The sequence below is a fragment of the Allokutzneria albata genome (assembly GCF_900103775.1).
Classification (GTDB): Bacteria; Actinomycetota; Actinomycetes; order Mycobacteriales; family Pseudonocardiaceae; genus Allokutzneria; species Allokutzneria albata.
Map to the genome: position 1 here is coordinate 3,200,119 of NZ_LT629701.1, position 24,610 is coordinate 3,224,728.

At 70.1% G+C, this 24,610-nt stretch carries 20 protein-coding genes and 1 pseudogene; 5 read left to right on the top strand and 16 right to left on the bottom strand.

All coding sequences use genetic code 11. From position 1 onward, the window contains the following. Entirely contained in the window at positions 1–813 is an 813-nt protein-coding gene (locus BLT28_RS14430; RefSeq protein WP_052407310.1) for a DUF4184 family protein, read from the top strand. Here the strand turns inward: BLT28_RS14430 and BLT28_RS14435 are convergent. From BLT28_RS14435 to sigC, 9 genes are all read right to left on the bottom strand, one after another. After that, on the bottom strand, positions 791–3,046 hold the full coding sequence (locus BLT28_RS14435) for a heavy metal translocating P-type ATPase (protein ID WP_030429584.1): 2,256 nt from the start codon (positions 3,044–3,046) through the stop codon (positions 791–793). The two genes, BLT28_RS14430 and BLT28_RS14435, sit on opposite strands and share 23 nt — an antisense overlap. A 2-nt stretch (positions 3,047–3,048) precedes the next feature. Beyond that, entirely contained in the window at positions 3,049–3,822 is a 774-nt protein-coding gene (locus BLT28_RS14440) for an ABC transporter ATP-binding protein (RefSeq protein WP_030429583.1), read from the bottom strand. After that, on the bottom strand, positions 3,819–4,811 hold the full coding sequence (locus tag BLT28_RS14445) for a FecCD family ABC transporter permease (RefSeq protein WP_231950781.1): 993 nt from the start codon (positions 4,809–4,811) through the stop codon (positions 3,819–3,821). The genes BLT28_RS14440 and BLT28_RS14445 overlap by 4 nt, the downstream gene beginning before the upstream one ends. After that, the gene (locus BLT28_RS14450) at positions 4,808–5,806 is read right to left on the bottom strand and encodes an ABC transporter substrate-binding protein (protein WP_030429581.1); all 999 of its coding nucleotides are present in this window, start codon (positions 5,804–5,806) and stop codon (positions 4,808–4,810) included. The genes BLT28_RS14445 and BLT28_RS14450 overlap by 4 nt, the downstream gene beginning before the upstream one ends. A gap of 10 nt (positions 5,807–5,816) precedes the next feature. Further along, complete coding sequence (locus BLT28_RS14455) at positions 5,817–9,533, bottom strand: AMP-binding protein (RefSeq protein WP_081900288.1); 3,717 nt, start codon at positions 9,531–9,533, stop codon at positions 5,817–5,819. A gap of 1 nt (position 9,534) precedes the next feature. Further along, positions 9,535–11,007, bottom strand: a complete 1,473-nt coding sequence (locus BLT28_RS14460; RefSeq protein WP_052407309.1) for an AMP-binding protein — start codon at positions 11,005–11,007, stop codon at positions 9,535–9,537. Further along, the gene (locus BLT28_RS14465; protein ID WP_043811449.1) at positions 11,000–11,485 is read right to left on the bottom strand and encodes an FcoT family thioesterase; all 486 of its coding nucleotides are present in this window, start codon (positions 11,483–11,485) and stop codon (positions 11,000–11,002) included. Before BLT28_RS14465 ends, BLT28_RS14460 begins: the two co-directional genes overlap by 8 nt. Further along, entirely contained in the window at positions 11,485–12,387 is a 903-nt protein-coding gene (gene scoE, locus BLT28_RS14470) for a (3R)-3-[(carboxymethyl)amino]fatty acid oxygenase/decarboxylase (protein ID WP_030429577.1), read from the bottom strand. Before scoE ends, BLT28_RS14465 begins: the two co-directional genes overlap by 1 nt. 82 nt (positions 12,388–12,469) lie before the next feature. Next, complete coding sequence (gene sigC, locus BLT28_RS14475; protein ID WP_030429576.1) at positions 12,470–13,033, bottom strand: RNA polymerase sigma factor SigC; 564 nt, start codon at positions 13,031–13,033, stop codon at positions 12,470–12,472. Positions 13,034–13,098: 65 nt separating this feature from the next. Here sigC and BLT28_RS41925 point away from each other — a divergent pair, with 65 nt between their 5' ends. Further along, on the top strand, positions 13,099–13,728 hold the full coding sequence (locus BLT28_RS41925; RefSeq protein WP_231950944.1) for a hypothetical protein: 630 nt from the start codon (positions 13,099–13,101) through the stop codon (positions 13,726–13,728). A gap of 32 nt (positions 13,729–13,760) precedes the next feature. Here the strand turns inward: BLT28_RS41925 and BLT28_RS41930 are convergent. From BLT28_RS41930 to BLT28_RS14490, 3 genes and pseudogenes are all read right to left on the bottom strand, one after another. Then, a pseudogene (locus tag BLT28_RS41930) lies at positions 13,761–13,961 on the bottom strand (mycothiol transferase); the annotation flags it as partial. Further along, entirely contained in the window at positions 13,918–14,574 is a 657-nt protein-coding gene (locus BLT28_RS14485) for a hypothetical protein (RefSeq protein ID WP_030429574.1), read from the bottom strand. The gene BLT28_RS14485 and the pseudogene BLT28_RS41930, both read right to left, overlap by 44 nt. Next, on the bottom strand, positions 14,571–15,374 hold the full coding sequence (locus BLT28_RS14490) for an ATP-binding cassette domain-containing protein (RefSeq protein WP_052407308.1): 804 nt from the start codon (positions 15,372–15,374) through the stop codon (positions 14,571–14,573). The genes BLT28_RS14485 and BLT28_RS14490 overlap by 4 nt, the downstream gene beginning before the upstream one ends. Before the next feature lie 146 nt (positions 15,375–15,520). Here BLT28_RS14490 and acnA point away from each other — a divergent pair, with 146 nt between their 5' ends. Next, positions 15,521–18,325 (top strand): aconitate hydratase AcnA, encoded by a 2,805-nt coding sequence (acnA, locus tag BLT28_RS14495; protein WP_030429572.1) that lies wholly within the window; start codon positions 15,521–15,523, stop codon positions 18,323–18,325. A gap of 24 nt (positions 18,326–18,349) precedes the next feature. Here acnA and BLT28_RS14500 read toward each other — a convergent pair whose 3' ends face one another. Both BLT28_RS14500 and BLT28_RS14505 read right to left on the bottom strand, forming a co-directional pair. Then, on the bottom strand, positions 18,350–19,735 hold the full coding sequence (locus BLT28_RS14500; protein ID WP_030429571.1) for an ATP-binding protein: 1,386 nt from the start codon (positions 19,733–19,735) through the stop codon (positions 18,350–18,352). A 30-nt stretch (positions 19,736–19,765) separates the two neighbouring features. Continuing rightward, positions 19,766–21,517 (bottom strand): ATP-binding protein, encoded by a 1,752-nt coding sequence (locus BLT28_RS14505; protein WP_162184837.1) that lies wholly within the window; start codon positions 21,515–21,517, stop codon positions 19,766–19,768. 206 nt (positions 21,518–21,723) lie between these two features. Between BLT28_RS14505 and BLT28_RS14510 the strand changes: the two genes are divergently transcribed. Further along, positions 21,724–22,437: a sulfite exporter TauE/SafE family protein gene (locus BLT28_RS14510; protein ID WP_030429569.1), complete on the top strand. Its 714-nt coding sequence runs from the start codon at positions 21,724–21,726 to the stop codon at positions 22,435–22,437. On the opposite strand, the gene BLT28_RS14515 is transcribed toward BLT28_RS14510, so the two are convergent. Beyond that, complete coding sequence (locus BLT28_RS14515; RefSeq protein ID WP_052407307.1) at positions 22,400–23,230, bottom strand: LysR family transcriptional regulator; 831 nt, start codon at positions 23,228–23,230, stop codon at positions 22,400–22,402. The genes BLT28_RS14510 and BLT28_RS14515 overlap by 38 nt on opposite strands. Positions 23,231–23,300: 70 nt before the next feature. Between BLT28_RS14515 and BLT28_RS14520 the strand changes: the two genes are divergently transcribed. Then, the gene (locus BLT28_RS14520; RefSeq protein ID WP_030429567.1) at positions 23,301–23,579 is read left to right on the top strand and encodes a YciI family protein; all 279 of its coding nucleotides are present in this window, start codon (positions 23,301–23,303) and stop codon (positions 23,577–23,579) included. Here the strand turns inward: BLT28_RS14520 and BLT28_RS14525 are convergent. After that, positions 23,549–24,583 (bottom strand): hypothetical protein, encoded by a 1,035-nt coding sequence (locus BLT28_RS14525; protein ID WP_083383743.1) that lies wholly within the window; start codon positions 24,581–24,583, stop codon positions 23,549–23,551. The genes BLT28_RS14520 and BLT28_RS14525 overlap by 31 nt on opposite strands. Between the last annotated feature and the right edge of the window lie 27 nt (positions 24,584–24,610).

Sequence of the window (24,610 nt, forward strand, 5' to 3'; positions counted from 1 at the left end):
GTGCCGTTCACGTTGTCGCATCCCGCCGTGGTGCTGCCGCTGCTGCGCCGTCCGTTCATCCCGGCGGCGCTGGTCGCGGGCGCGATGACGCCGGACCTCCCGTACTTCCTGAGCCTGCTCGGCCTGTCCACGACCAGTGCCCAGGACTGGTACGGGCCGCTCCTGCCCAACGCCACGCAGACGCATTCGCCGTGGGGCCTGCTGATCAACCTGCCGTTCGCGCTCCTGCTGGTCGTCGTGTTCCGGATGCTGCGCGAGCCGATCACCGCACTGCTCCCGGCGGGCTTCGGCCTCCCCCAGCCCGAGCGGTGTCCCGGACACGCCCTGTGGCTGCTGGTCTCCGCGTTGATCGGTGTCGCGTCCCACCTGGTGTGGGATGCGTTGACCGTCTCTCCGTTGCTGCAGAACGGAAGTACCGCCGTCGGCCTGGTGGCGATCAGCTGGTACCTGTGGCACCGCCGCAGCCGTCTGCGCACTGAGGACGGCTCGATCCTCCGCCTCGGGACTGCCGCGCGGTGGAGCGTCGTGACTGCGCTGGTCGCAATTCCCGTGCTGGGCATCGCCGTGCAAGCCCGCGACGACTACACCGCGTTCGCCACTGTGTCCGAAGTGGACTACAGCCATACCATCACCGTCGACCGGGGCAACGGCGTCACCGAGACCAGCTACCCCACCACGACAGTGCCCGCGCCGTGGTACACCGTCGTCGAAGGCATGGCGACCGGTGCTGCCAAGCGCGCGGGTGCGTCGTTCGTGGTCGTACTCCTGCTCTACGCCATCGGCCGGCACATCATTCGGCGAACTCGCCGGTGATGCGGTCGTCCTCGGGGCGGCCGATCGTCGGGTTGGCGGAGGCGAACTTCCGCAGGCGCATGCTGTTGGAGACCACGAAGGCTGACGACAGCGCCATGGCCGCTCCCGCGATCAACGGGTTGAGCAGGCCGAGCGCGGCCAGGGGCAGCGCGGCGACGTTGTAGCCGAAGGCCCACACCAGGTTCCCGCGGATCGTGCCGAGGGTGCGGCGGGCGAGCCGGATCGCGTCGGGCACCGCGAGCAGGTCCTCGCGAACCAGGATCAGGTCGGCGGCGTTGATCGCCACGGCGGTGCCGCTGCCCATCGCCAGGCCGAGGTCGGCCGTGGCCAGCGCGGGCGCGTCGTTCACGCCGTCGCCGACCATCGCCACCACGCGGCCTTCCTGGCGGAGCTGCTGGACGAGGTCGACCTTGCCCTGGGGCAGCACCTCGGCGACCACCTCGTCGATGCCGACCTCCCGCGCGACGGCGCGGGCGGTGGCCTCGTTGTCACCGGTCAACAGCACTGGACGCAGCCCGAGCGCGCGCAGCTCGGTGACTGCCGCGGCGGCGGTGGGCTTGACGGTGTCAGCGACGGCGAGCAGTCCGGCCACAGTGCCGTCCCACTCCACCGCGACGACCGTCTTGCCGTGGGATTCCCATTGCCGCCGAAGGGTTTCCAGTTCCTCCGGCAGCGGCGTCGTGAGGAGACCGGTCCTGCCGATGACGACTTCGCGGCCGTCGACGACACCGCGGGCACCGAGCCCGGGGAGCGCCACGAAGTCCTCGACCTGCCTCAACGAAGCCAGTTCCTGACGTGCGGCGGTCACGATCGCGAGGGCGATGGCGTGTTCGGAGGCGTCCTCCACCGCTCCCGCCGTCGCGAGCAGTTCCGCGCGGTCGACGCCTTCGCGCGGGTGCACGGCGGCGAGGGTCATCCTGCCGCTGGTGACCGTGCCGGTCTTGTCCAGCACGACGGTGTCCACGGCGCGGGTGGACTCCAGCGCGGAGGCACCCTTGATCAGGATGCCGAGCTGCGCGGCCCTGCCGGTCGCCACGAGCAGGGCGGTCGGCGTCGCCAGGCCGAGCGCGCACGGGCAGGCGATGATCAGCACGGCCAGCGCGGCGGTGAACGCGGCCTCCGTCGGCTGGCCGAAGAACAGCCACGCGGCGAAGGTCAACGCGGAGAGCACGAGCACGACCGGCACGAACCCACCGGCGACGCGGTCAGCCAGGCGCTGCACATCGGCCTTGTCGTTCTGCGCCTGCTCGACGAGCCGAGCCATGTGCGCGAGCTGCGTGTCCGCGCCGACCTTGGTAGCACGCACGATGAGCCGCCCGCCCACCGCGACCGTGCCGCCGATGACGGCGTCCCCGGGGGCCACGGGCACGGGAACCGACTCGCCGGTGACCATGCTGTTGTCGACGGCACAACGGCCTTCGTGTACCACTCCGTCTGCGGCGACCCGCTCCCCCGGCTTCACGACGAAGAGGTCCTCGACCTGCAGCTCGGCGATCGGCACCACCACCTGCGACCCGTCGCGGAGCACGGTGACGTCCTTGACGCCCAAAGTGGACAGTGCGCGCAAAGCGTTGCCGGCACTGCGTTTCGCCCGCGCCTCGAAGTAGCGGCCCGCGAGGAGGAACGCGGTCACACCGGCGGCGACTTCGAGGTAGACCGATCCGCCCGCCTCGGTGGTGATCTCGAAGCCGGTGTGGAGTTCGGAGCCCGTGGTGAACAGCAGCGAGTACACCGACCAGCCATAGGCGGCGAGTACACCCATCGACACGAGCGTGTCCATGGAAGCGGCGCCGTGGCGGGCGTTCTTGAAGGCGGCGCGGTGGAACGGCCATGCCGACCACAGCACGACGGGCGTCGCCAGGGCCAGCGAAACCCACTGCCAGCCCGGGAACCGCAGACCTGGCAGCAGCCAGAACGCCAGCGACAGATCGCAAAGCGGCACGGAGAGCACCAGCGCGACGAACAGCCGGTGCCGCAGCGCGCGCACCGGGTCCTGGGGCTCGGGCTCCTGCGTGACCATCCGCGCGGTGTAACCGGCCTGCTCGACCGTCGCGATCAACGTCTGCGGATCGGTCCCGGCGGGCGCCGTGACGGCCGCCTTCTCCGTCGCGTAGTTGACGGTCGCGGTCACGCCGTCCAGCTTGTTCAGCTTGCGCTGCACGCGATTCGCACACGCGGCGCAGGTCATGCCACCGATGACGAGTTCCAGTTCGGTGGCGGTGCTGTGTGACATGGCTACAAGTCTCCCAAGGGGTCGGCCGCGTAAGTTATGCGGACTACCCCGTCGCTGTGCCGCTCGGCCTTCGCATGCACTCCGAAGACCTCGCGGAAGATCGTTGGTGTCAGGGCGTCGAGGACGTTCCCCGCCGCGGCGACCTTGCCGTGGTCCAACACGACCAGGTGGTCGCAGCTGCGGACCGCGAGGTCGAGTTCGTGCAGCACCGCCAGCGTCGTTATGCCGAGGTCGCGCACGGTCGACAGCAGCGCGAAGCGGGCCCGGATGTCCAGGTGATTGGTCGGCTCGTCGAGCACGAGCAACGAGGGCTCCTGCGCCAGCGCCCGCGCCAGGTGCACGCGCTGCCGCTCACCGCCGGACAGCGAGGCCATCGGTCGTGCCGCCAGCTCAGTGACGCCCGCGCGGTCCATCGCCACACGCACGGCCTCGCGGTCGGCGGCAGTGGCCCGGGAAACCATGCCGTGGTGCGGAGTTCGGCCCAGCTCCACGACTTCGGCCACGGTCAGCGCCGACGAGCCGCCTTCCTGGAGCACCGCCGCGACCCGCCGCGCCGACGCTCTGATCGGCTGGGACCACAGGTCGGCGTCGTCGAGCTTGACGGCACCCGTCAGGGGGCGGAGCGAGCGGTAGACGGTGCGCAGCAGCGTGGACTTCCCGCTGCCGTTCGGGCCGACCAGCCCGACCACGGAGCCCTGCGGAACGGTCAGGCTCACCCCGTCCAGGATCGGCTTGCCGTCGAGGGTGACGCCGACCCCGGCGATGTCGAGCTTCATGCCACCCCCACCGTCCGGCCACGGCGGAGCAGCCACAGGAAGAACGGCGCGCCGAACGCGGCCGTGAAGATGCCGAGTGGAAGCTCGTTGGGGCTGTCCACCGTGCGCGCGAGGAGGTCGACCACCACCAGGTAGAGCGCCCCGCCCAACGCCGCCGACGGCAGCACCCGGCGGTGGTCCGCGCCGACGATCAGCCGGACCAGGTGCGGGATCATGAGGCCGACGAAGCCGACCCCGCCCGCCACCGCGATCAGCGTGCCGGTCAGCAGCGAGGACGTCAGCAGCAGGCCGACCCGCGCCCGCCGGACGTCCACGCCGAGCGAGGTCGCCGACTCCTCGCCGGTGACCAGCGCGTTGAGGCGCCGCCCGTAGAGCATGAGCGCGGCGACGGTGCTCAGCACGACCGCGCTCACCAGCCAGAGCTGATCCCACCGCGCGCCCGCGACGCTGCCCAGAAGCCAGAACATCACCGACTTCAGCTCGTTCGGGTTCGCGCGCAGCTGGATGTAGCTCGTCAGCGCGGAAAGCAGGTAACCGACCGCGACGCCCACGAGCACCAGGCGTGTCGGGACGAGCCTTCCGCGCTGCTGACCGAGCGCGAACACAACGGCCACAGATGCCGCCGCACCGAGGAAAGCGGCCGAGGAGACGCCCAAAGTCCCGACGCCCGCGGTCAGAACGAGCACCGCGCCGACCGAAGCCCCGGAGGAAATGCCCAGCACGTAGGGGTCGGCCAGAGGATTCGCCACCAGAGCTTGGAGAACGACGCCAGCCACCGACAACCCCGCTCCGCACAAGGCGGCGAGGAGCACACGGGGAACCCGGTACTGCCACAGGATCTGGTCGGCGACCGGATCGAGCCCGGCCGTGTTCCCGGTCAGATGCCCCGCGATCACCGCCCAGGCGTCGCCGAGCGGAATGCCGACGGAGCCGATCGTGGTGGCCACGACCATGACCGCCACGAGCAGCACCGCGCAGGCGCTCTTCACTGGGCGGGGTGGAGCAACGCGGCGATCCGCTCGACGGCGGTGGCGTTGTTCGGTCCGAAGTAGATGGAGTCGGACAGCACCACGTGCCGCTTCGCCTTCGCCGCCGCCCACTGCGGGAACTGGTCGTAGAGCTTGGTCGCGGAGGCGTTGGGATCGGGGTTCTGGTAGTTCACGATGATCACGGCATCGAGCTGGGCGGCGGCCAGCTGTTCCTTGCTCAGGTTGGCGAACAGCTGCGGTGCGCTGTCGGCGAACGCGTTCACCCCGCCCGCCCGCGCGATGATGTCGTTCCAGATCCCCTGAGCGCCGACCGAGCTGAAGTCGCCGGCGCCCATGTCCATGCCGGGGATGATCAGCATGACCCGCGGCTTCTGCTTGTCCTTCACCCGCGCCTCGACCTGCGCGATCCGGCGCCGCGAGTCCTCGATCAGCCGCTCGGCCCGGTCGCTGACGCCGTAGATCCGGCCGAGGTCGCGGATCATCTCGTAGCTGTCCTCGACGGTCTGCTTCCCACCGGTGCCGCACATCTTCGCGGGCACGTAGGTGTTCGCGCCGATCGCGCCCAGGTCCTCCCGGGTGGCGAAGCCGCGGCTCCCGTCGAAGCCGCCGCCGTAGGTCGCGAGCACGAAGTCCGGCCGCAGACCGAGCATCGCCTCGCGCGGGATGTCCATCTGGTCGTTGAGCTTGATCCCGCCGGTCGGCAGCTTGGCGATGGCCTCGGCGCGGCCGGGCTCGTCCGAGGCGCCGTAGGACTGCGAGTTGGCCACGATGCGGTCCCCGAGCCCCAATGCGACCAATGTGGACACTTCGGCGACCGATCCGCCGTTCATCACCACGGTCCGGCTCGGCGGGCGTTGGACGGTGATGTCCTTGCCGCAGTTGGAGACCGTCACCGGGTAGCCCGGCGCCGGTGGCTGTTGCGCCGCACCCGTGGATGTGCCACACCCGGCGATGGCGAGGAACACCAGTGCCAATGCGGTGCGCTTGAACTGCATGTCGTGACTCCTAGTTGGCGGCGGGTAGCAAACCTGCGGCGACGCAGTGGTCCAGCAGGCGGTGCACGGCTGCTCTATCCACTGTGGACTTCTCTTCGGAAGTCGCGTCCGAGTCGGACCACAGATCGAGCAGGGCGAGAGTTGCCGGGTCGAGGTCGGTGGTGCGCGCACGCCACTCCGCGCGCGAGCACACCTCCACGGGATAGCCGTAGTCGGCGATCCACGCGTAGAGGTCGTCGAACACGATCCGGCTCTGCGGCAGCACCGCGTGAACTCCGCCGTGCTGAGCCAAGATCTCGCGAGCGACCTCCCGCGCGTCGGCCCAGGGCTCTGCGTGGTGCAACCTCGGGACGACGCCGGCGGGAATGCCCTTGAGCAGCAGCTGCCACAGCACGTCGTGCGGGTTGAGTGTCGGCCCGGCGACGCGTCCCAGGCGGTGGATCGTGGTGTCGAGCCCGCGTCGTCCCGCTTCGAGGACGAGCTGCTCGGCCACCCACTTGCTCTGCTGGTAGCCGGTCCGGTGCTCACCGAGGACGGACACGGTGGACACGTAGTGGAACCGTGACGGCGCTCTCGCCGCTGCGAGTCGCAGCAGCGAACGAGTGCCTTCAACGTTCACAGCGCGCACACTGCCGTATCCCCGCAGCAGGCTGACCTCGGCCGCGCAGTGGTAGATCGCGTCGACGCGCGCCAGGTCCTGCCATCTCGCCGCATCCAAGCCCAGCCACGGCTTCGTGAGGTCGTAGTCCGGCCTGGCGAGACAGATGATCTCCGCATCCGTGGCTTCCCGCAGCTCCGCGAGCAGGTGTCGGCCGACGAATCCCGTGGCACCGGTCAGCAGGATGCGTCCGCTGCGCTCGCCTGCCGGACCCGGGAGGATGTCGCGATCGAGTACCGCATCGGCCTCCACGGACCCATCCGATCGCTCTTCACGTCCTTCGAGTGCCCGCGCGAGCCCGCCCGCCGTGGGGTGCTGGAACACGAGGGTCGCAGGCACTTCGACGCCGAGCGCCGCACCCACCCGGTTCGCCACCTGGATCGTCTGGAGCGACTGACCGCCCGACTCGAAGAAATCGTCCTCAGTGGACAGATCCGGTCGTCCCAGCACGTGCCTCATGATCCCGAGTACCGTGCCGTGGTTCGCGGACGCCCGGTCGAGCTTGCCGGAGCGGTTGCGCGGCAGGGCGTCCACCAGCTCGATCACGCTCGGGACGACGGCCGCGGGCAGATGGTCACGGAGATGATCACGCAGGTCGGTCACCACCTGTGCGGCCAGCACCTTCGTGCCGTCAGGTCGGGCTTGCGCAGTGACCATCGCCGCCCGGACCGCGGGGTGTCGGGACAGCACGGCTTCCACAGCGGCGGGCGAGACCCGATGCCCGCTGATCTTGATCTCGTCGTCGAAGCGGCCGAGGTGGTAGAGCTGTCCGTCCCGACCGAGTCGGACTCGATCTCCTGTGCGGTACGCGCGCTCACCGTCCAGATCGCGGAAGCGTTCCGCGGTCAGCTCCGGCTCACCGAGATAGCCGAGCGCGAGCCCGGCCCCGGCGAGCCACAGCTCCCCCGGCACGCCGACCGGCAGGGGCTTCCCGTCCGCGTCGGCCACGATCGCCCTGACACCGGACAGCGGTCGACCGATGGGAACTCCGCCTCCATCAACGAGATCAGCCGCCGTGGCCACGACCGTGGCTTCGGTGGGCCCGTAGGTGTTGATCAGGCGCGCGTGGGGTTGGGCCCTGTGCCAGCGCTCAACGCGCTCCGGTAGCGCGGCTTCCCCACCAATGATCACCGTGCGCAGTGAGCCCGGCAGTGGCGGCATCGCGAACGCCAACTCGTGCCAATACGCCGTGGGCAGGTCGAGCACGGTGATCCGGCGCTCCGCGCACGCGCGCAAGAGTGCCTGTGGGGACTCGGTCATCGCTTCGGTGCGCAGGACGAGCGTGCCGCCCACGCACAGAACGGGGAAGATCTCCTCAACGCTCGCGTCGAAGTTCAGCGGCGCGAACTGGAGGACGCGATCGGTCGCCCGGAGGTCATAGCGCTCGATGGCAGCGGCGACGAAGGCGTTGAGCGCGCTGTGCCCGATCACCACGCTCCGGGGCCGACCGGTCGATCCGGACGTCTGGATCACGTACGCCGGATCGTCGAAGTCGATGTCCGGCAAGGCTTCTTCGAACGGAACGTAGGCGCTCCCCGAGAGAACCGCGCCGACGATCTTCGCAACGGTGTCGACGTCGCGCGTCGGCTTGACCTGAACAACAGGCTCAGTGGCCGCAACGAGTTCCCCGTAGGTGAGCCGCTGATCGCCACACTCGATCGCGACAGCCTGCGGGTCCTGCTCGCGAATCAGCTCGGCCACCGACCGCACAGCCGGAAGTGGTCCTCCGTCGAGCACAGATCGTTGTCCGCCGAGGAATCCCAGGACGCCATCGAGGTGTCGTTCCAGGTCCTCGACGGAGTAGCGGTCCGGATTGCCGTCGATCACGACCTCGATGCCCGCGCCGTCACGGCGGTCGTAGACGTTCACGGCGATGTCCTCGACCGGTCCTGCCGAGAGGTTGTGCGCCTGGCACTCCGCACCCGCGAAGGTGAAGTCGTAGTCGAAGGGCATCACGTTGACGACCGGCCCGAACAACCGTTTGTGCAGACCGATGTCCCGGCGGAGCTGTTCGAAACGGTAGTGCTGGTGCGGCAAGCTCCGCCGCAAGTCCTGAGCCGCCCTGCCCGCGAGCACGGCGAGATCGTCAGTGTCGACGCGCAGCCGCAAGGGAATCGCGTTGAGCACCGTGCAGGGGACGCTCAACGCTGCTGAGTCCGGGCGGTTCAGCACCGGGAGGCCGAGCACGACCTCCTCAGTTCCGCTCATGTGGCTGAGATAGGCAGCGACCGCAGCGACCACGAGATCCGACTTCGCCTCCGCCCGCGCGCGGACCCGGTGGAAGTGGCGGGACGGCAACCCTGTTCCGTCTGCGAAACTCACCGCGGGCGGGCAGTCTTCGAGATAGTCCAGCCAGTACTGCCGGGAGTCCGTTACCGGTTCGACGATGTCCGCTGGTGTGCCGAACCTGTGCGGCGCGGGCGTGCGCCCTTCGACCAGCGCGCTGTAGACCTCTGCGATGCGCCGCGCGACGATCGCGACGCCATATCCGTCCAGCGCGATGTGGTGAACGCGGTGATACCAGAGGAAGGTCTCGTCATCCACCTGGAACAGCGCGTGACCGAAGAGCGGTCCGCTCTCGATGTCGACCGGTGTGGCCAGGTCCCGCCGCATCCACTCCAATGCGTCTTCGGCCGAGAACTGCCCCTCCTGGAAGGTCCACTGTGGACCGCCGATGTCCTCCATGACGTGCTGGAGGGCGCGCTCGAACACGCCGGAGTCGATCGGACCACGGATCTCGACGTATTCGCCGGTGTTGTACGCCGGGCTCACCGGGTCGAGCAGCTGTGCGGCCAGAATCCCCTGTTGCGCCGGGGTGAGTTCTTGTTGGGTCCTGCTCCTTTCCCGGCTGACCGACAGCATCGACCACCAGTCCGCGACGGTGGGCTTCTCCATGAGTTCGGCGAAGCTGACGTCCACGCCGTACTCGCGCCAGCGGTCGACGATCGTCAGCATCCGGACCGAGTCCAGCCCGGCGTCGTACAGGTCGAGGTCGTCGGCCAGCTCCTCCGGCTCCATCAGCAGGAACTCGGCGATGTCGGCCCGGACCTGGTGCGGCGTCAAAGACACGTCAGTTGACCTGCCGCTCCCGGTCGCGCCAGAACCGGTCCCGCAGCACTCGGCGGAGCACCTTCCCGCTCGGGTTGCGCGGGATCGCCTCAACGAACTCGTAGCGCAACGGCAGCTTGAACGAGGCCAGCTTGCCCTGGAGGAAGACCATCAGCTCCCGCGCCGTCACCTTCTCCTCGGTGACGACGAAGGCGTGCACCGCCTCGCCCCACCGCTCGTCCGGAACACCGATCACCGCCGCGTCGGCCACCGCGGGGTGCCCGGCGAGCACGCCCTCGATCTCGGCCGGGTACACGTTCTCCCCCGCCACGATGATCATGTCCTTGATGCGGTCGCGGAGGAAGACATATCCCTCCTCGTCCACATGGCCCGCGTCACCGGTGCGCAGCCATCCGTCCACAAGGGACTCTTCCGTGGCCGCCGGGTTGTTCCAGTACTCCAGCATGGTCGCCGGGCTGCGCAGCCACACCTCGCCCACCTCGCCCACGGGGAGCGGGTTCCCTTCGCGGTCCCGGATCTCCACCGCGAAGCCGGGATAGGGCCGTCCTGCCGCCTGCATGCGCGCGCCTCCCGGCACGTGCTCCGAAGGCGGCAGGCAGACGGCGGTGTTGCCGGTCTCGGTGAGCCCGTAGATCTGCGCCAGCTCACAGCCGACCTCGTCGAGGCATCGCGCCAGCAATGCCTCGGAGATCGGCGAGCCGCCGTAAACGATCTTGCGGAGCTGGGTCAGCGGCCGGCGTTCGTCGAGCATCAGCCGCAACATCGCGGGCACGACGCAGGTGATCGTCACGCCGTGCTCGCGCACGAGCCGCACGGCCTCGCCCGGGGTGAACGCGGGCATGATCACGTTGGTGATGCCCGCGACCAACCCCTGCACCGCCCACCACAGCCCGCCGATGTGGAACCCGGGTACACCGACGAGACTGATGTCCTCGGAGCGCCAGTCCAGCCAGTCGAGGCCGTTGTCCCGCAACGCCGCGCACACCTCGAAGAAGCCGTGCTGACCGAGCACGACACCCTTGGGCAGGCCGGTGGTGCCACTCGTGTAGAGCTGCACCACCGCGTCGTCCGGCCCCGACGCGACGGGATTCCCCTGAGGTGCGTGGGCCTTCCACACCTCGAAGTCCTCGAGCCACACGACGGGCAGATCCGGGACGGCCTTGGCGCAGCTCTGATCGGCGAAGACCACGGTCGCGCCGGAGTCCTCGACGACGTGCCCGACCTCCGCGGCGGTGAGCCGCCAGTTGATCGGGACGAGCACCGCGCCCGACCGCGAGCACCCGAACAGCAGCTCGTAGTAGTGCGGGGACTCCTTGCCCAGGTAGGCGACCCGCTCACCGGTGCTCAGGTGGCGCGCGACGCGATCCGCCTCCCGGTCGAGGTCCGCATAGGACAACGCGGTGTCCCCGCAGATCAGCGCGGTGCGCGCGGACACCTGCGCGCGCAGGGCGGCACCCAGGGTTCGCTCACGCACGCGGCGGCTCCATGATCGCCAGGAGGACCTTGCCCTGCGCCGCGCCGCCGTCGTCGTCCCAGAACCGGACTTCGGTGGGGGCCAGCAGCATGGGGCGGGTCGCCGCCCGGTAGCGGACGTCGCCGATCACGACCTCGCCGGAGAACCGGCGCGCGTTGATCGGCCGCTTGAAGCGGGACTCGAAGGAGGCGATGAGGATGTCCGGCAGCTGCTTGCGCCAGTAGTCCTCCAGCGTCCACATGGCGAAGTCGGGCATCGTGCCGTCCCGCACAGCCCGCGCCATCAGGTAGTAGACGAGCTGGTTGTAGCAGATGTTGAACTCCACCGAGTTGAAGTGCCCGGTGTCGTCGATGTAGCAGGACTCGGGGATGACGAAGTCACCGCGCGCGCCCGCGTCCCCGTCCAGATCGGCGGAGACCAGGTAGCGGCAGTCCACTTTGTACGGACGGAGCACGCGCTCCAGCACCAGGTCGCCCATCACAGCGCCCGCGCGTACAGCTTGTGCTCGTCCACCACCGTGACCCGGTGGGAGACCGTGGGTTCCGGGGTCGCCGTGTGCAGCGCGCGGTGGATCAGGCTGCGGTTGTCCCAGATCAGCAGGTCGCCGTGCTCGTAGGTCTGGAGGTGGATGTTCGGGTGCGCGCAGTCCGGGTCGAGCTGCCCGGTCTCGTGCAGGAGCCGTTGCAGGACACCGTCTTCGGCACCTTCGATGGCGTAGGTGAATCCCTCGCTGATGAACAGGACGGCCTCGCCGGTGACCGGGTGCTCGAAGACCGTCGGCTGCGCGACCGGCGGGGTCTCGCGCTCGATGTCCTCCATGACCTCCCAGATCGGCCGGTAGACGTCTTCGGGCCGGATCTTGAAGTACCGGCGCGCGCTGTGGAAGCTCGTCGTGCCCGCGATCGCCTCGCGCAGGTCATCGGGTAAGCGCTGGTACGCCTTGCCCATGTCGATGAAGTAGGTGCCGCGGTTCCTGCTCGGCACCACCTGCGGGTGGATCAGCGTGATGCTGAACGGCTCCGGCATGAACTGGTAGTCGGCGTGCCAGAACTTCCCGGTCTTCGGCACCCCGTAGCCGCCCACAGTTCTGATGCTCGACCCCGCGAGCGGATCTTCGGAAGCGGAGACGAAGATCTCCGGCAGGTCCGGGTGCCGGTACATCGGCTGGTAGTAGGTGACCGGCTCACCGAAGCGGGCGCCCAGGTCCAGGAACTCGCGCGGGCTCAGGTCCTGGCCCTTGAGCAGCACGATCTTGTCCCGGTAGACCGCGTCGGCGATCGTCCTGATGTCGGTGTCGCTCGCGGTGGCGGCGTCGAACCCGGTCACCGTGACACCCATGGCCTTCCCGGCCGCCGAAGACCCGCTTGCGGGGTCGAGCATCGCTTGTGGCGTGATCCGCATGTCCGAGTGGTCGTCGAACGGCGGACGGGAGTTCCCGGTGTTGGTGACGAGTGGGTAACGCTCAGCCGGTGTCGCGCTGCTCGGTCAGTTCCAGCAGGTCGTCCCGGGCGCGGGCGACGCGGGAGCGGATCGTGCCCACCGGGCAGTCGCAGACCTCGGCGGCCTCGGCGTAGGACAGGCCGAGCACCTGGGTCAGCACCAGCGCCTCGCGGCGGTCCTCGGCGAGGCCGTCGAGCAGCAGGTTCAGCTCGACCACGTCCTCGAACCCGGCCGCGGTGCTGCGGGAACGCGCGGCGTCGGCCTCGGCCGCCCAGTCGACGCCCGGCGCGGTGCGCGGGCGGACCACAGCCGCGCGGACCTGGTCGACGACGACGCGGCGGGCGATGGACAGCAACCAGGTGCGCGCGGAGGAGCGGGCGGCGAAGCGGTGCAGGCTGCCGAGGGCGCGCAGGTAGGTCTCCTGCGCGAGGTCGTCGGCGGAGCGGACGTCGGAGAGGTGGGCGACGAACCGCCACACGTCGCGCTGGGTGGCGCGGATGAACCGTTCGAGCGCGGCGCGGTCGCCTGCACCGGCGTCCAACGCCCACTGCGTCACGCGCTCGTCGTCACCCTCCGGCACACTCACGACGCCGAAGGGTAATCCACCCCGCCCTCGGGAACCCACCCCCGCCCTGGGCCGACAATCAGGGTGTGAACTGTGCGACCTGCCGTGAAGCGCTCTCCGCGAGGATGGACGGCGAGCCGGAGCCCGTCGACCCCGACGCGCACCTCCAGGACTGCGCCGACTGCCAGGCGTGGCAGGAGCGGGCGACCGCGCTGACCAGGACGCTGCGCGTGCGGCCCGCCGTGACCCCGCCCGACCTCGTCCCCGCCGTGCTCGCCGCCGCGCCCGCGCCCCGGCAGCCCGGCCGGTGGACCCGCGCGGCCCTCGTCGCGGTCGCCACGACCCAGTTGGCCCTCGGCATCGCGCAGTTGATCGGCGTGGACGCCGCGCACGGCGGCCTGATGTCGGGGCACCTGTCCAACGAGAGCACCGCGTGGAACATCGGCCTCGCCGTCGGCATGCTCTGGGCCGCGCTCCGCACGCGCGCCGTCGCCGGGTTGCTGGCCGTGCTCTCCGGCTTCTTGGTGCTGCTCATCGGGTATTCGGTGCACGACCTCATCGTGGGAACCGTGCCCGTGGCTCGCGTCGCCTCGCACAGCCTGCTGCTCGTCGGCTTGGGTTTGCTGTACGCGCTGCACCGCCAGTCGCGGTTGCCCGCGCCGTCGTCGCCCGACCGCACGTCGGTTCCGGCGCTCCGGTCCACCGACGCCGCTTGATCGAGCAGTCGACCGAAGCTGAAGTATCCGGCTTCGCAGGTGGTGAGGTGCTTGACGAGGCCGAGGAGGTTGGTTCCAGTGGGGGTTTCGGGTTCGCGGATCTGGCTGTCGTCCAGACCTTCGAGTTTCCGAGCATGACGTTGCGGGCTTCGTCGAGGTCGTGCTTGAGGTGGTCTTTCATGGTGCCTTCTAGAGCCGACGCGTACCGACGCGATTGATCGCCACCTGAGCAACGACGAGAACCGCGAGCGCCAGCGGGATGTGCCAGGCGAGCGAAGCGGCGAGCACCGCAGGGGAAGCCGGGGCGAACATCTGGCCGACCAGATCACCGAGGGGCGGAACGCGGCCCAGTCCCACGGCGACGAGCATCACCGCGATCAAGGCGCTCATCGTCCACCCCGGCCCGGCGAGAACGGGACGCGCGCACAGCAAGCCGACGGCGATGCCCAAAGAAGCGGCCACGACGTGGGCACCGAGGCCGATCAGAACGGTGGACAGCGGGTAAGGCGAAGGGTTCACCGCGATCGGGACCAGCACCGAAATCGCCACGAGCAGGGCGTTGCCGAGCGCGGCGAGCAGCAGCACGCCCATTGACGTGCGGCGCCAACCACCGGCGGCGGTGATCGTGACCATGCGGGTGACGGGGTCCTCGCTGTTCGCTACGACGGCGCTGAGCCAGGCGCTGACCGGGAACAACAGCAGCACGGTGGCGCCGTAGGCGGGGATCGCGGGGCCGGCGCCGGTGGAGTAGAGCATGCCGAAGACGGCGGCGAAGACCACGATCGGCGGGAACCAGCGCTGTGAGCTGATCAGCTCGGCGGCGAGGTAGCGGACCAGGGGCCTCACGCGGCGTGCTCCGTCCGTCGGACCTCGTGGACGGAGCAGCCGAGGGCGAGGGCGGCGGTCAGCACGGAGTCGACCTCGGCGCCGAGGACTTCCAGGCGGACGAGCGGTCCCTGCGAGGACTGGAGGACGCCGGGGAGCGAGACCACTTCGGCGTGCAGGTCGGGTGGGCAGGCGAGGACCACGGCGCCAGTGCCGCTGGAGGCGGTGTCGACCACGCGCACGGAACCGTCGGCGACGGCGATCGTGCGGGTCGCGGCGAGCCGGGAGCGGGTGCCGGTGTGGTCGGTGACGACGGCCGACGCGCCGTCGGCCACGGCGGTGTCGATCATCGAGCAGAGTTCGGCGCGGGAGTGCTCGTCGAGGCCGGCGAAGGGCTCGTCCAGCACGAGGAGGGCGGGGCGGGCGACGAAGGCCTGGGCGAGCGCGACGCGCTGGGCGTTGCCCTTGGACAGCTCGGCCATGGGGCGGTCGGGGTCCCCGGCGAAGCCCAGGCGCTCCAGCAGCTGCGTGCCGGAGCCGGAGGCGCCGCGGATCGCCGCCTGGTGGCGGAGGTAGTCGCGGGCGGAGAGCTTGAGCCCGGCGGGGAAGCGCTCCGGCACGAACCCGACCGTGCCCCGCCCGCCGACCTCGCCCTCCGTGGGTGCGACGATGCCCGCGAGCACGCGCATCAGGGTGGACTTGCCGCTGCCGTTGACGCCTAGCAGAACGACCAGTTCCGCGCGCCCGACGTCGAGGTCGACGCCCCTGAGCACCCACGGCCCGCGCCCGTAGCGCTTGCCGACGCCGATCAGCCCGATCACGGGATCAACAGTGCCAGACGCCACGCGGGACCCGGGTTGAAGGCGAATACAGGACAAGCGTACTGTTTGCCTCAAGTGAGGGGTGCGCCAGCGAACTCCGCGAGAGTGCGCAAGACTCGCCCCCGTTCCCGGACTCACCGCCCGTGATGGAGTTTCACGTGACTGCACCTGCGAGCAAGGACAGCTTCGGTGCCCGCGGCACACTGGCCGTCGGCGACGCCTCGTACGAGATCTTCCGCCTGAGCGCCGTCGAGGGCGCCGCGCGGCTGCCGTACAGCCTGAAGATCCTGCTGGAGAACCTGCTCCGCACCGAGGACGGCGCCAACATCACCGCCGACCACGTCCGCGCTCTCGGCAGCTGGGACCCGACCGCCGACCCGGCCACGGAGATCCAGTTCACCCCGGCGCGGGTGATCATGCAGGACTTCACCGGCGTGCCCTGCGTCGTCGACCTGGCCACCATGCGCGAGGCCGTCACCGGCCTCGGCGGCGACCCCGCCAAGGTCAATCCGCTCGCCCCGGCCGAGCTGGTCATCGACCACTCGGTGATCGCCGACATCTTCGCGCGCCCGGACGCCTTCGAGCGCAACGTGGACCTGGAGTACCAGCGCAACAAGGAGCGCTACCAGTTCCTGCGCTGGGGCCAGAGCGCCTTCGACGAGTTCAAGGTGGTCCCGCCCGGCACCGGCATCGTGCACCAGGTCAACATCGAGCACCTGGCCCGCGTGGTGATGACCCGCAACGGGCAGGCCTACCCCGACACCGTGGTCGGCACCGACAGCCACACCACGATGGTCAACGGCATCGGCGTGCTGGGCTGGGGCGTCGGCGGCATCGAGGCCGAGGCGGCCATGCTCGGCCAGCCGGTGTCGATGCTGATCCCGCGGGTGGTCGGCTTCAAGCTGCACGGCGAGCTACCCCCCGGCACCACCGCGACCGACCTGGTGCTGACGATCACCGAGATGCTGCGCGAGCACGGCGTCGTCGGCAAGTTCGTCGAGTTCTACGGCTCCGGCGTGACCGCGGTGCCGCTGGCCAACCGCGCCACCATCGGCAACATGAGCCCGGAGTTCGGCTCCACCGCGGCGATCTTCCCGATCGACCAGGAGACGGTGAACTACCTCAAGCTCACCGGCCGCTCCGCCGAGCAGCTGGCGCTGGTCGAGGCCTACGCCAAGGAGCAGGGCCTCTGGCACGACCCGGCCGCCGAGCCCGACTACTCCGAGCACCTGGAGCTGGACCTGGCCACGGTGGTCCCGTCCATCGCGGGCCCGAAGCGACCGCAGGACCGGATCGTGCTGGCCGAGGCGAAGGCGAAGTTCCGCGGCGTGCTCGGTGACTACGCCGTGGCCGAGGAGCAGGGCAACGCCGACGAGGCGTCCGAGGAGTCGTTCCCGGCGTCGGACTCCCCGGCGATCACCGCCTCCAACGGCAAGGACCGGCCGCACGAGCTGCCCAGCGCCGAGGGCAGGGTCAGCAAGCGCGTCCCGGTGACCCTGGCCGACGGCACCGAGACCACGCTGGACCACGGGCACGTGGCGATCGCCTCGATCACCTCCTGCACCAACACCTCCAACCCCTCGGTGATGATCGGCGCGGCGCTGCTGGCGAAGAACGCCGTCGAGCGCGGCCTGACCCGCAAGCCGTGGGTGAAGACCTCCCTGGCGCCGGGCTCCAAGGTCGTCATGGACTACTACGAGAAGGCCGAGCTGCTGCCGTACCTGGAGAAGCTGGGCTTCCACCTGGTCGGCTACGGCTGCGTCACCTGCATCGGCAACTCCGGCCCGCTGCCGGAGGAGATCTCGCAGGCGATCAACGACAACGACCTCGCGGTGGTCTCGGTGCTCTCCGGCAACCGCAACTTCGAGGGCCGGATCAGCCCCGACATCAAGATGAACTACCTGGCCTCCCCGCCGCTGGTGGTGGCATACGCCCTCGCGGGCACGATGGACCTCGACCTCGACACCGAGCCGCTGGGCACCGACCCCGACGGCAAGCCGGTGTTCCTGGCCGACATCTGGCCGACGCCGCAGGAGATCCAGGACGTCATCTCCAGCTCGATCTCCTCGGAGATGTTCGTCAAGGACTACGCCGACGTCTTCGCCGGTGACGAGCGCTGGCGCTCGCTGCCGACGCCGACCGGCAAGACCTTCGAGTGGGACGCCGACTCCACCTACGTCCGCAAGCCCCCGTACTTCGAGGGCATGACGATGGAGACCACTCCGGTCACCGACATCACCGGTGCCCGGGTGCTGGCGCTGCTGGGCGACTCGGTCACCACCGACCACATCTCCCCGGCGGGCTCGATCAAGCCGGACTCGCCCGCGGGCAGGTACCTCACCGAGCACGGCGTGGAGCGCAAGGACTTCAACTCCTACGGTTCCCGCCGCGGCAACCACGAGGTGATGATCCGGGGCACCTTCGCCAACATCCGCCTGCGCAACCTGCTCCTCGACGACGTCCAGGGCGGCTTCACCCGCAACTTCCTCGCGGGCGGCGAGCAGACCACCATCTACGACGCGTCGGTGGCCTACGCCGAGGCGGGCGTGCCGCTGGTGGTGCTGGCGGGCAAGGAGTACGGCTCGGGTTCCTCGCGGGACTGGGCGGCCAAGGGCACCAGCCTGCTGGGCGTGCGCGTGGTCATCGCCGAGTCCTTCGAGCGCATCCACCGCTCGAACCTGATCGGCATGGGCGTGCTCCCGCTGCAGTTCCCGCAGGGGCAGACCGCCGCCTCCCTCGGCCTCGACGGCACGGAGACCTTCGACGTCGCGGGCGTGACCGAGCTGAACCAGGGCTCGACCCCGCGCACCGTGAAGGTCACCGCGACCAAGTCCGACGGCTCGAAGGTGGAGTTCGACGCGGTCGTGCGCATCGACACCCCCGGTGAGGCGGACTACTACCGCAACGGCGGCATCATGCAGTACGTGCTGCGCAAGATGGTCCGCAGCTGATCGACACCCGTTCCCGCCCGCCCGTCACCAGCTCCAGGTGACGGGCGGGCGCGGTCCCGGGCGGTACTCGCAGTAGGTGCCGGTGCGGATCGTGGTGTCCAGGTGGTGGCCCAGTTCCGGGTCGCCCTCGGTGATCCGCGCGATGATCGTCCGCAGGCTGCGGGTCACGTTGAGGCGGGCGCGTTCCGCGCTGGAGCCGGTCCGCCGGTCCCGCCCGCCGAGCCCCATCGCGCCACTGAGCTCCCGCACCAGCGCGTCGATCTCGGCCTGGACGCGGTCGACGCGGGCCGGGTCGTTGAAGGACTCCGCCTCGTCGCGTTCGGCGCGCAACTCGGCCAGCCGGGCGCGGTAGGCCGCCTTCGCCGTCGCGTCCAGCACGGGAAGCCCTTGCTGCACAACACTTTCCTCGCTGACCAGGTCGAGGACGTGCAGCTCGGTCCCCGGTGTGGCCAGCAGCCGCGCCAGGTGGCCCATCCCCTTGGTGTTCCTGAGCCGGGTCACCTTCTGTCCACAGTGGAGCGACCAGTACTCGCCCTCGCGGCGCAGCGATGCGGACCGCGTGAGCCCGGCGGGTGCCACGTGCGCGCTCGCCTCCTCGTGCAGCAGTTTCATCCCGAGCTCCGCGCACTCGTCCCGCACCTCGGCCGCCAGCTCCGCACCGCGCGCTGTGCCTTCCAGCAACCGCGCGTGATCCAGGCGGATGCGCGCGAACAACGGTCGGGCACGCATCGAGCTGGCTTGCGAAGCCGCGGCGGTCAGGTGCCGATCGGCTTCTTCGGTGCGGGACACCATGGACGCCAGCAGGCCGAGCGCGTGCGAGACCAAGCCGTGAACCACCCCTGCGCCGACCGCGACACACCCGTCGTACTGGCTCAACACGTCGAACAACGGCTGCGCGTGACCTGTGGCCCCGGTGCGGTAGGCGATCTCGGAGAGCATCGTCAGCAGGCAGATCCCCAACGGCTGCCCCGCGATCGCCGGCGCGCCCTGGGACATCGCCATGTCGAGAAAGGCTTTGGGCTCGGCGGTTTTCCCGAGCTTCGCCTGCACGAGCGCGCTGACGCAGTGGCCGAAGGCGGTGAACTCCGGGCGCTGCGACATCCGCCCGGCGTAAGCGGCGAGCTGGGCCTCTGTCTCATCGCGGTCGCCCCGCGCCAGGGCAACCACGGTCTTGTGCTGGTGGTAGAGGTGTTCGGCCGCCTCGACGTGGGCGCTCTCCCCCAACGCGAGCGCTTCCTCGATCAACGGCTCGGCATCTGCGAACCTGCCGTCGAGGAAGGCGAAGTGCGCGGCGACGCACCGGTGGTAGAACAGGCGCAACGGCCCGCGCAGTTCCTCGGCGCATCTGCCGTACGCCACAAGGGCTTTCTCGGCCTCCACCCGATCGCCCAGCTCGACGAGGCAGATCACCCGCCACAGCGCGCCGTCGGCGGTCAGGTTCTAATCGCCCGCCCGCCTGCCCAGCTCCATGATCTCGACGGCCGTCCGCAGCCGGTCCCTCGCGTTGTCGGGAGTCCAATGCGCGTTGTGCATCGTGCCCAGGACCTCGGCCAGCGCCGCGGGATCGTCGACCGCGCGCGCCACCTGCTCCGCCTCGGCGACGAGCACGCTCCGCCGCGCTTCAGTCCCCGGCACCAGAACGAGTTCCCGCGACAGGCGCGCGAGCAGGCGGGCGCGCAGCGCGGGGTCCTTGTCCTCCAAGGCATCCAGCGCGCATTCGAGGTTGGCGATCAGCTTCGGCTCGTTCGCCCACAGCTCGTCCCGCACGCAGCACCCGAGCGCGGCGAGGCCGAGGGCCCGCACGTCGCCAATGGCCTTCGCGAGGTCGAACGCTTCCTGGTAGGTCTGCGCGGCGAGCTTGCCGTTCCCGGCCCGCCACCGGGCGAGTGCGAGGCTCATCAGGATCTCGCAGCGCTGTGGCCCTTCGCCCTGGGCCACGATCTCGGCAGCGCGGGCGAAGTGCCGGACCGCGTCCTCGAAAGCGAGCGAGCGCATGGCGTGCTTGCCCGCGAGGACGTCGTACTCCACCGCCTGCCGAGGGCCGTTTCCCCGGCTGAAGTGGTGTGCGACGCGGCTCGCAACCGCTCCCTGGTCGGTGGACCGCGCGAGGATCACCTCGCCGGCACGGCGATGCAGTGACTCGCGGCCGGCGAGGTCGAGCCTGCGGTAGAGCGCGTCGCGGAGCAGCGCGTGCAGGAACCGGAACCGCCCGCCGTCGCCCGCGACCAGCACGCGGCGGCGCAACGACTCGGAGAGCAGACCGCGCACGTCGGTGACGGCGAGGTTCGCCAGATCGGCCAGCTCGACCTGATCGAACTCCGCGCCGAGCACCGCCGCCGTCGACAGCAGCGCCACCTCGTCCGGGCCGAGCAGGGCGAGGCGGCGGTCGATCACGTGCTCCACGGCGGCGGGGATGTCCTCGCCGGAACCGCCCGCGCCGAGCAGCCTCGCGACCTCGGCGGCGAACAACGGGTTGCCGCCGCTGCTGCGGTGCACCCTGGTCACGAGGTCGGCATCGGGGCGCGTCGCGGTGATCGAGCGCATCAGCAGGCCGACCTCGTCCCGGTCGAGCCCGGTGATGTCCAGCCTCGGCCCGAAGCGGCGCAGCTGCGGCAGCCGCTCGGTCAGCGCGGGATCCTCGGCGTCCACGTCGCGGTAGGTGCCGATCACCAGCAGCCCCGCCTGCCGCAACTGGTGACCGAGGAACTCCAGGTAGCGCAACGACCCCACGTCCGCCCAGTGCAGGTCCTCCAGCACCACCACCAGCGGTTCCTCGGCAGCTCGGCCGACGAGCACCCTGGTCAGCGTGTCGAACAGGCGGAAGCGCGTCGACTCGTCCTCGCCGCCGGGATCGGCCTCGCGCTCCGGCAACAGGCGGCTCAGGTACCGCGCGTCGCCGCCGACCGACCCGGAAACCCTGTCCCAGCCCCAATCGGCCACGCAGCTGCGCAACACCTGGACGAACGGCCAGTACGGCGACTGGCCCTGGCCCGGCCAGCACCCGCCCCACAGCACCCGGACGTCCCGCTCGCCTGCCACCGCGGCGAAGTGCTCGACCAGCGTCGTCTTCCCGATCCCGGCCTCGCCCGCGACCAGCACCAGTGATCCCCGCCCCGACAGCGCCTGGTCCAGCCGCCCGGTCAGCTCCGCGATGGTATTGCGCCGCCCCACAAAGGAAAGTCCGTCGTGCATGTCAGCCCCCTCGTGCGTCCCCGGGCGAATACGACCAGTGCCCGGGCCGGTACGCCAACAACATTTCGCCACCGGAATGGGCGGATTGCCCATAAGTGCAGAAAAGCCACCCGTTTGCCAGCAGACGCCGGTTCTGTGGGATCAACCACGGCGCGGCGAGCCGGAGCCATCCGACGTGCAAACATCGGCGCGGGGAGGTGCCGCCGTTGTCTGTCGGTCTACTGATCGCAGGGCTCGTCGTGCTGATCGGCGCGCTGGTCCAGGGCTCCGTCGGCTACGGGCTCAACCTCCTCGCCGGGCCTCTCCTGGCGTTGATCGACCCGATGCTCGTGCCCGTGCCGGTCCTGATGATCGCCTGTGTCCAAGCGGCGCTCGCGGTCGTGCGGGAGCACAGGCACACCGACTGGCGCGGAGTCGGCTGGGCAATGGTGGGCAGGGTGCCGGGCAACGTGCTGGGCGTGCTCGCCGTGTCCTCTCTGCCCCTGGCGCAGTTCAACGTGGTGATCGGCGTGTCCGTGCTGGTCTGCGTCGGACTGTCCCTGCTGTCGCTGAAGCTCACGCCGACGCGGCCCGGCCTGGTGGTCGCCGGGGCCGCGAGCGGCGCGTTCGGCACGGCGTCCTCCATCGGCGGCCCGCCGATCGCACTGCTGTACCAGCACTCCACCGGCCCGGTGGTGCGGGCGACGCTCGGCGCCTACTTCCTGCTGGCGTCGATCTCCTCCGTGGTGACCCTGCTGATCGCCGGTCAGGTGCGCGTCGAGCACCTGGGCGCGGCGGCGGTGCTGCTGCCGTTCATGCTCGCGGGCTTCGCGGTGTCGAGCCCGCTGCGCAAGTACCTCCGCGGTCCCCGCCTGCGCTACGCCGTCCTCACGGTCGCTTCCGTCAGCGCCGCGTTCCTCGTGCTGCGCAACAGCTTCTGATGAGTGCGAGGCGTTCCACCGGAGCGCATCGGGTGAACGGGATCCACACCAGTCCGGGATCTTGCGCGTCCGGCCGCAACGCGACCAGGTCCTGCTGACTGCTCAACGCGTACTTGAAGAGCGTGTGCCCGGGTCGCGTGCGGTGCAGGACGGGACTCCACCCCTCCGCGGCCGCGTGCTCCAGCACCGCGTTCGCGTAACCGGGCGCGCGCTCCTCCTGGAACCACAGCAGCCGCTGCCCCTCCAGCTCACTCCAGTCCACAGTGGACTTCGCAGCCAACGGGTGCGAGCGGTGGGCGACGACGCCCAGCGGCTGCTCGGCGAGGACGGTGCACTCCAACCCCTCCACAGGCACCGGCAACCGCACCACGCCGAGGTCGAGCGTTCCCGAGCGCACCAGTCCGGGTTGAGCGGCGGAATCGGTGGGCTCGAGCCGGAGCTCGCCGTCGATCTCGGCGCGCAGCCGGTGCAGCAGCTCTTCCGGCACGCCCGAGCAGAGCCCGACGACCACCTCGGCCGGGGCCGACCGCGCCCTGTCCAAGCCGCCTTCGAGCACCCGGAACGCCTTGCGGGCCGCGGCGGCGAGCGCGTCACCGGCGGGGGTGGGCCGGACCCCGCGCGCGGTGCGGCGGAAGAGGGGCACGCCGACGCGGCGCTCCAGTGCGGCGATCTGCTGGCTCAGGCTCGGCTGGGCGATCCTCAGCTCCTCCGCCGCACCGGTGATCGTGCCGGCCTTGACGACGGCGAGGAAGGCGCGAAGGTGCCGCAGTTCGGTGCCGTCGAGCGGAGCCATAGGCCCCAGCCTATGCCTCGCGCGCGGATTCGTCTTGGTGGAACGGCCGCGGAGGAGCTTGGCTGGAGGCATGTTCCTGGTCCTGCTGAAGTACCGCTCCCTCGACAAGATCGACGCGTTGCTCGACCAGCACTACGCGAATCCCGACGGGGCCTTCGCGAAGCGCCTGGTGCGCATCGCGGGGCGCCTGGAACCCCGAACCGGCGGGCTGATGGTGCTCGACGGCACGCGGGAGGAGGTGGAGCGCGCGGTGGCCTGCGATCCGTTCGTCACCAGTGGCGCGGCCACCGCCGAGATCATCGAGTTCGTCCCGACCCGTCAGATCAGCGCGCCCGTCAGCGGGTCGTAGTGGTGCACCGCGTCGGGCAAGGTGAGCACGCCGCCGCGCACGTCATCGGTCGCACGCACCGTCGTCAGCGGCTGCCCGTCGCGGAGCACCTGCGCGCCCTCCGTGAGCCCACCCTCCGCAGGACGAATGCTGTACGTCGCACCGTTGGGCACCGCGATGTCCAAGCCGCCATCGGCGCGAATGGTCAGCGTGACGACGAGCTGCCCCTCCGCATCGCGAATCGGCGCGGGATCGCCGACGTAGAACTTCTTCCGCCCCTCACCGACGACGTCCATGCCGTTGTAGAAGTTCGCGCCGGCCTTGTCGACCCAGAAGTGCGGCACATGCGCCTTGGGAGCGTTGAATGTCTGTCCTGGGTAGTACGACAGATGCCAGTGCGGTGGATTGTCGGTGTGCAGGGTGTTGTTGGTTTCGAACCCCATCAACGCGAAGAAGTGCCCGCGTTGCCGCGCTTTCTCGACGAGCCCTGAATCCCGCAGCACCACGTCGGCGGCGGCCATGTGGTTCACCACCGCCTTCACCTGCCCGGCGGGCCACGCCACGGACGTCCACGGCCCGGCGACGCGGTCCGGATCGTTGTGCTCCACCCGCCAATAGCGCCCGCTCGCCGCGGAACCGCTGAGGTAGCTGGACACCTGCACGGTCCAGCTGGCCGCGTTGGGACTCGCCGCGAGCACCGGCACCGTGAACCGAACGCGCTCGGGCTCCACGATCGGTGTGATCCGGTTCTTGCCCTCGACGACAACGCCGATCGGAGTGCCCGGCCAGCGCACGGAGATCTCCACGCCGGCGCTGCGCGGCCCCTGCAGGTAGAAGTAGAACTCCGCGCGGCTCGCCACCTGGTGCTTCTCGCCGGGCACCATCGTGTAGCCGGCGGGCAGCGTGACCTCCGGTGTGCTCGGCGCGCTGAATGTGGCTTTCACCAGGCGCACGGCCACGTAGCTGGCAGGCTCCGGCACCCCGAGCTGCAGCACGGCGAGCGCGACTGCCAAGAGAAAGCGCACGTTCCACCTCCGGTTCAGCGGCAGCCA

Coding starts and splice junctions, on each gene's coding strand:
- acnA (WP_030429572.1), top strand. CDS start 15,521: ATGGAGTTTCACGTGACTGCACCTGCGAGCAAGGACAGCTTCGGTGCC.
- BLT28_RS14435 (WP_030429584.1), bottom strand. CDS start 3,046: ATGTCACACAGCACCGCCACCGAACTGGAACTCGTCATCGGTGGCATG.
- BLT28_RS14450 (WP_030429581.1), bottom strand. CDS start 5,806: ATGCAGTTCAAGCGCACCGCATTGGCACTGGTGTTCCTCGCCATCGCC.
- BLT28_RS14465 (WP_043811449.1), bottom strand. CDS start 11,485: ATGGGCGACCTGGTGCTGGAGCGCGTGCTCCGTCCGTACAAAGTGGAC.
- BLT28_RS14440 (WP_030429583.1), bottom strand. CDS start 3,822: ATGAAGCTCGACATCGCCGGGGTCGGCGTCACCCTCGACGGCAAGCCG.
- BLT28_RS14515 (WP_052407307.1), bottom strand. CDS start 23,230: ATGGCTCCGCTCGACGGCACCGAACTGCGGCACCTTCGCGCCTTCCTC.
- BLT28_RS14520 (WP_030429567.1), top strand. CDS start 23,301: ATGTTCCTGGTCCTGCTGAAGTACCGCTCCCTCGACAAGATCGACGCG.
- BLT28_RS14505 (WP_162184837.1), bottom strand. CDS start 21,517: ATGCACGACGGACTTTCCTTTGTGGGGCGGCGCAATACCATCGCGGAG.
- scoE (WP_030429577.1), bottom strand. CDS start 12,387: ATGCTCGACCCCGCAAGCGGGTCTTCGGCGGCCGGGAAGGCCATGGGT.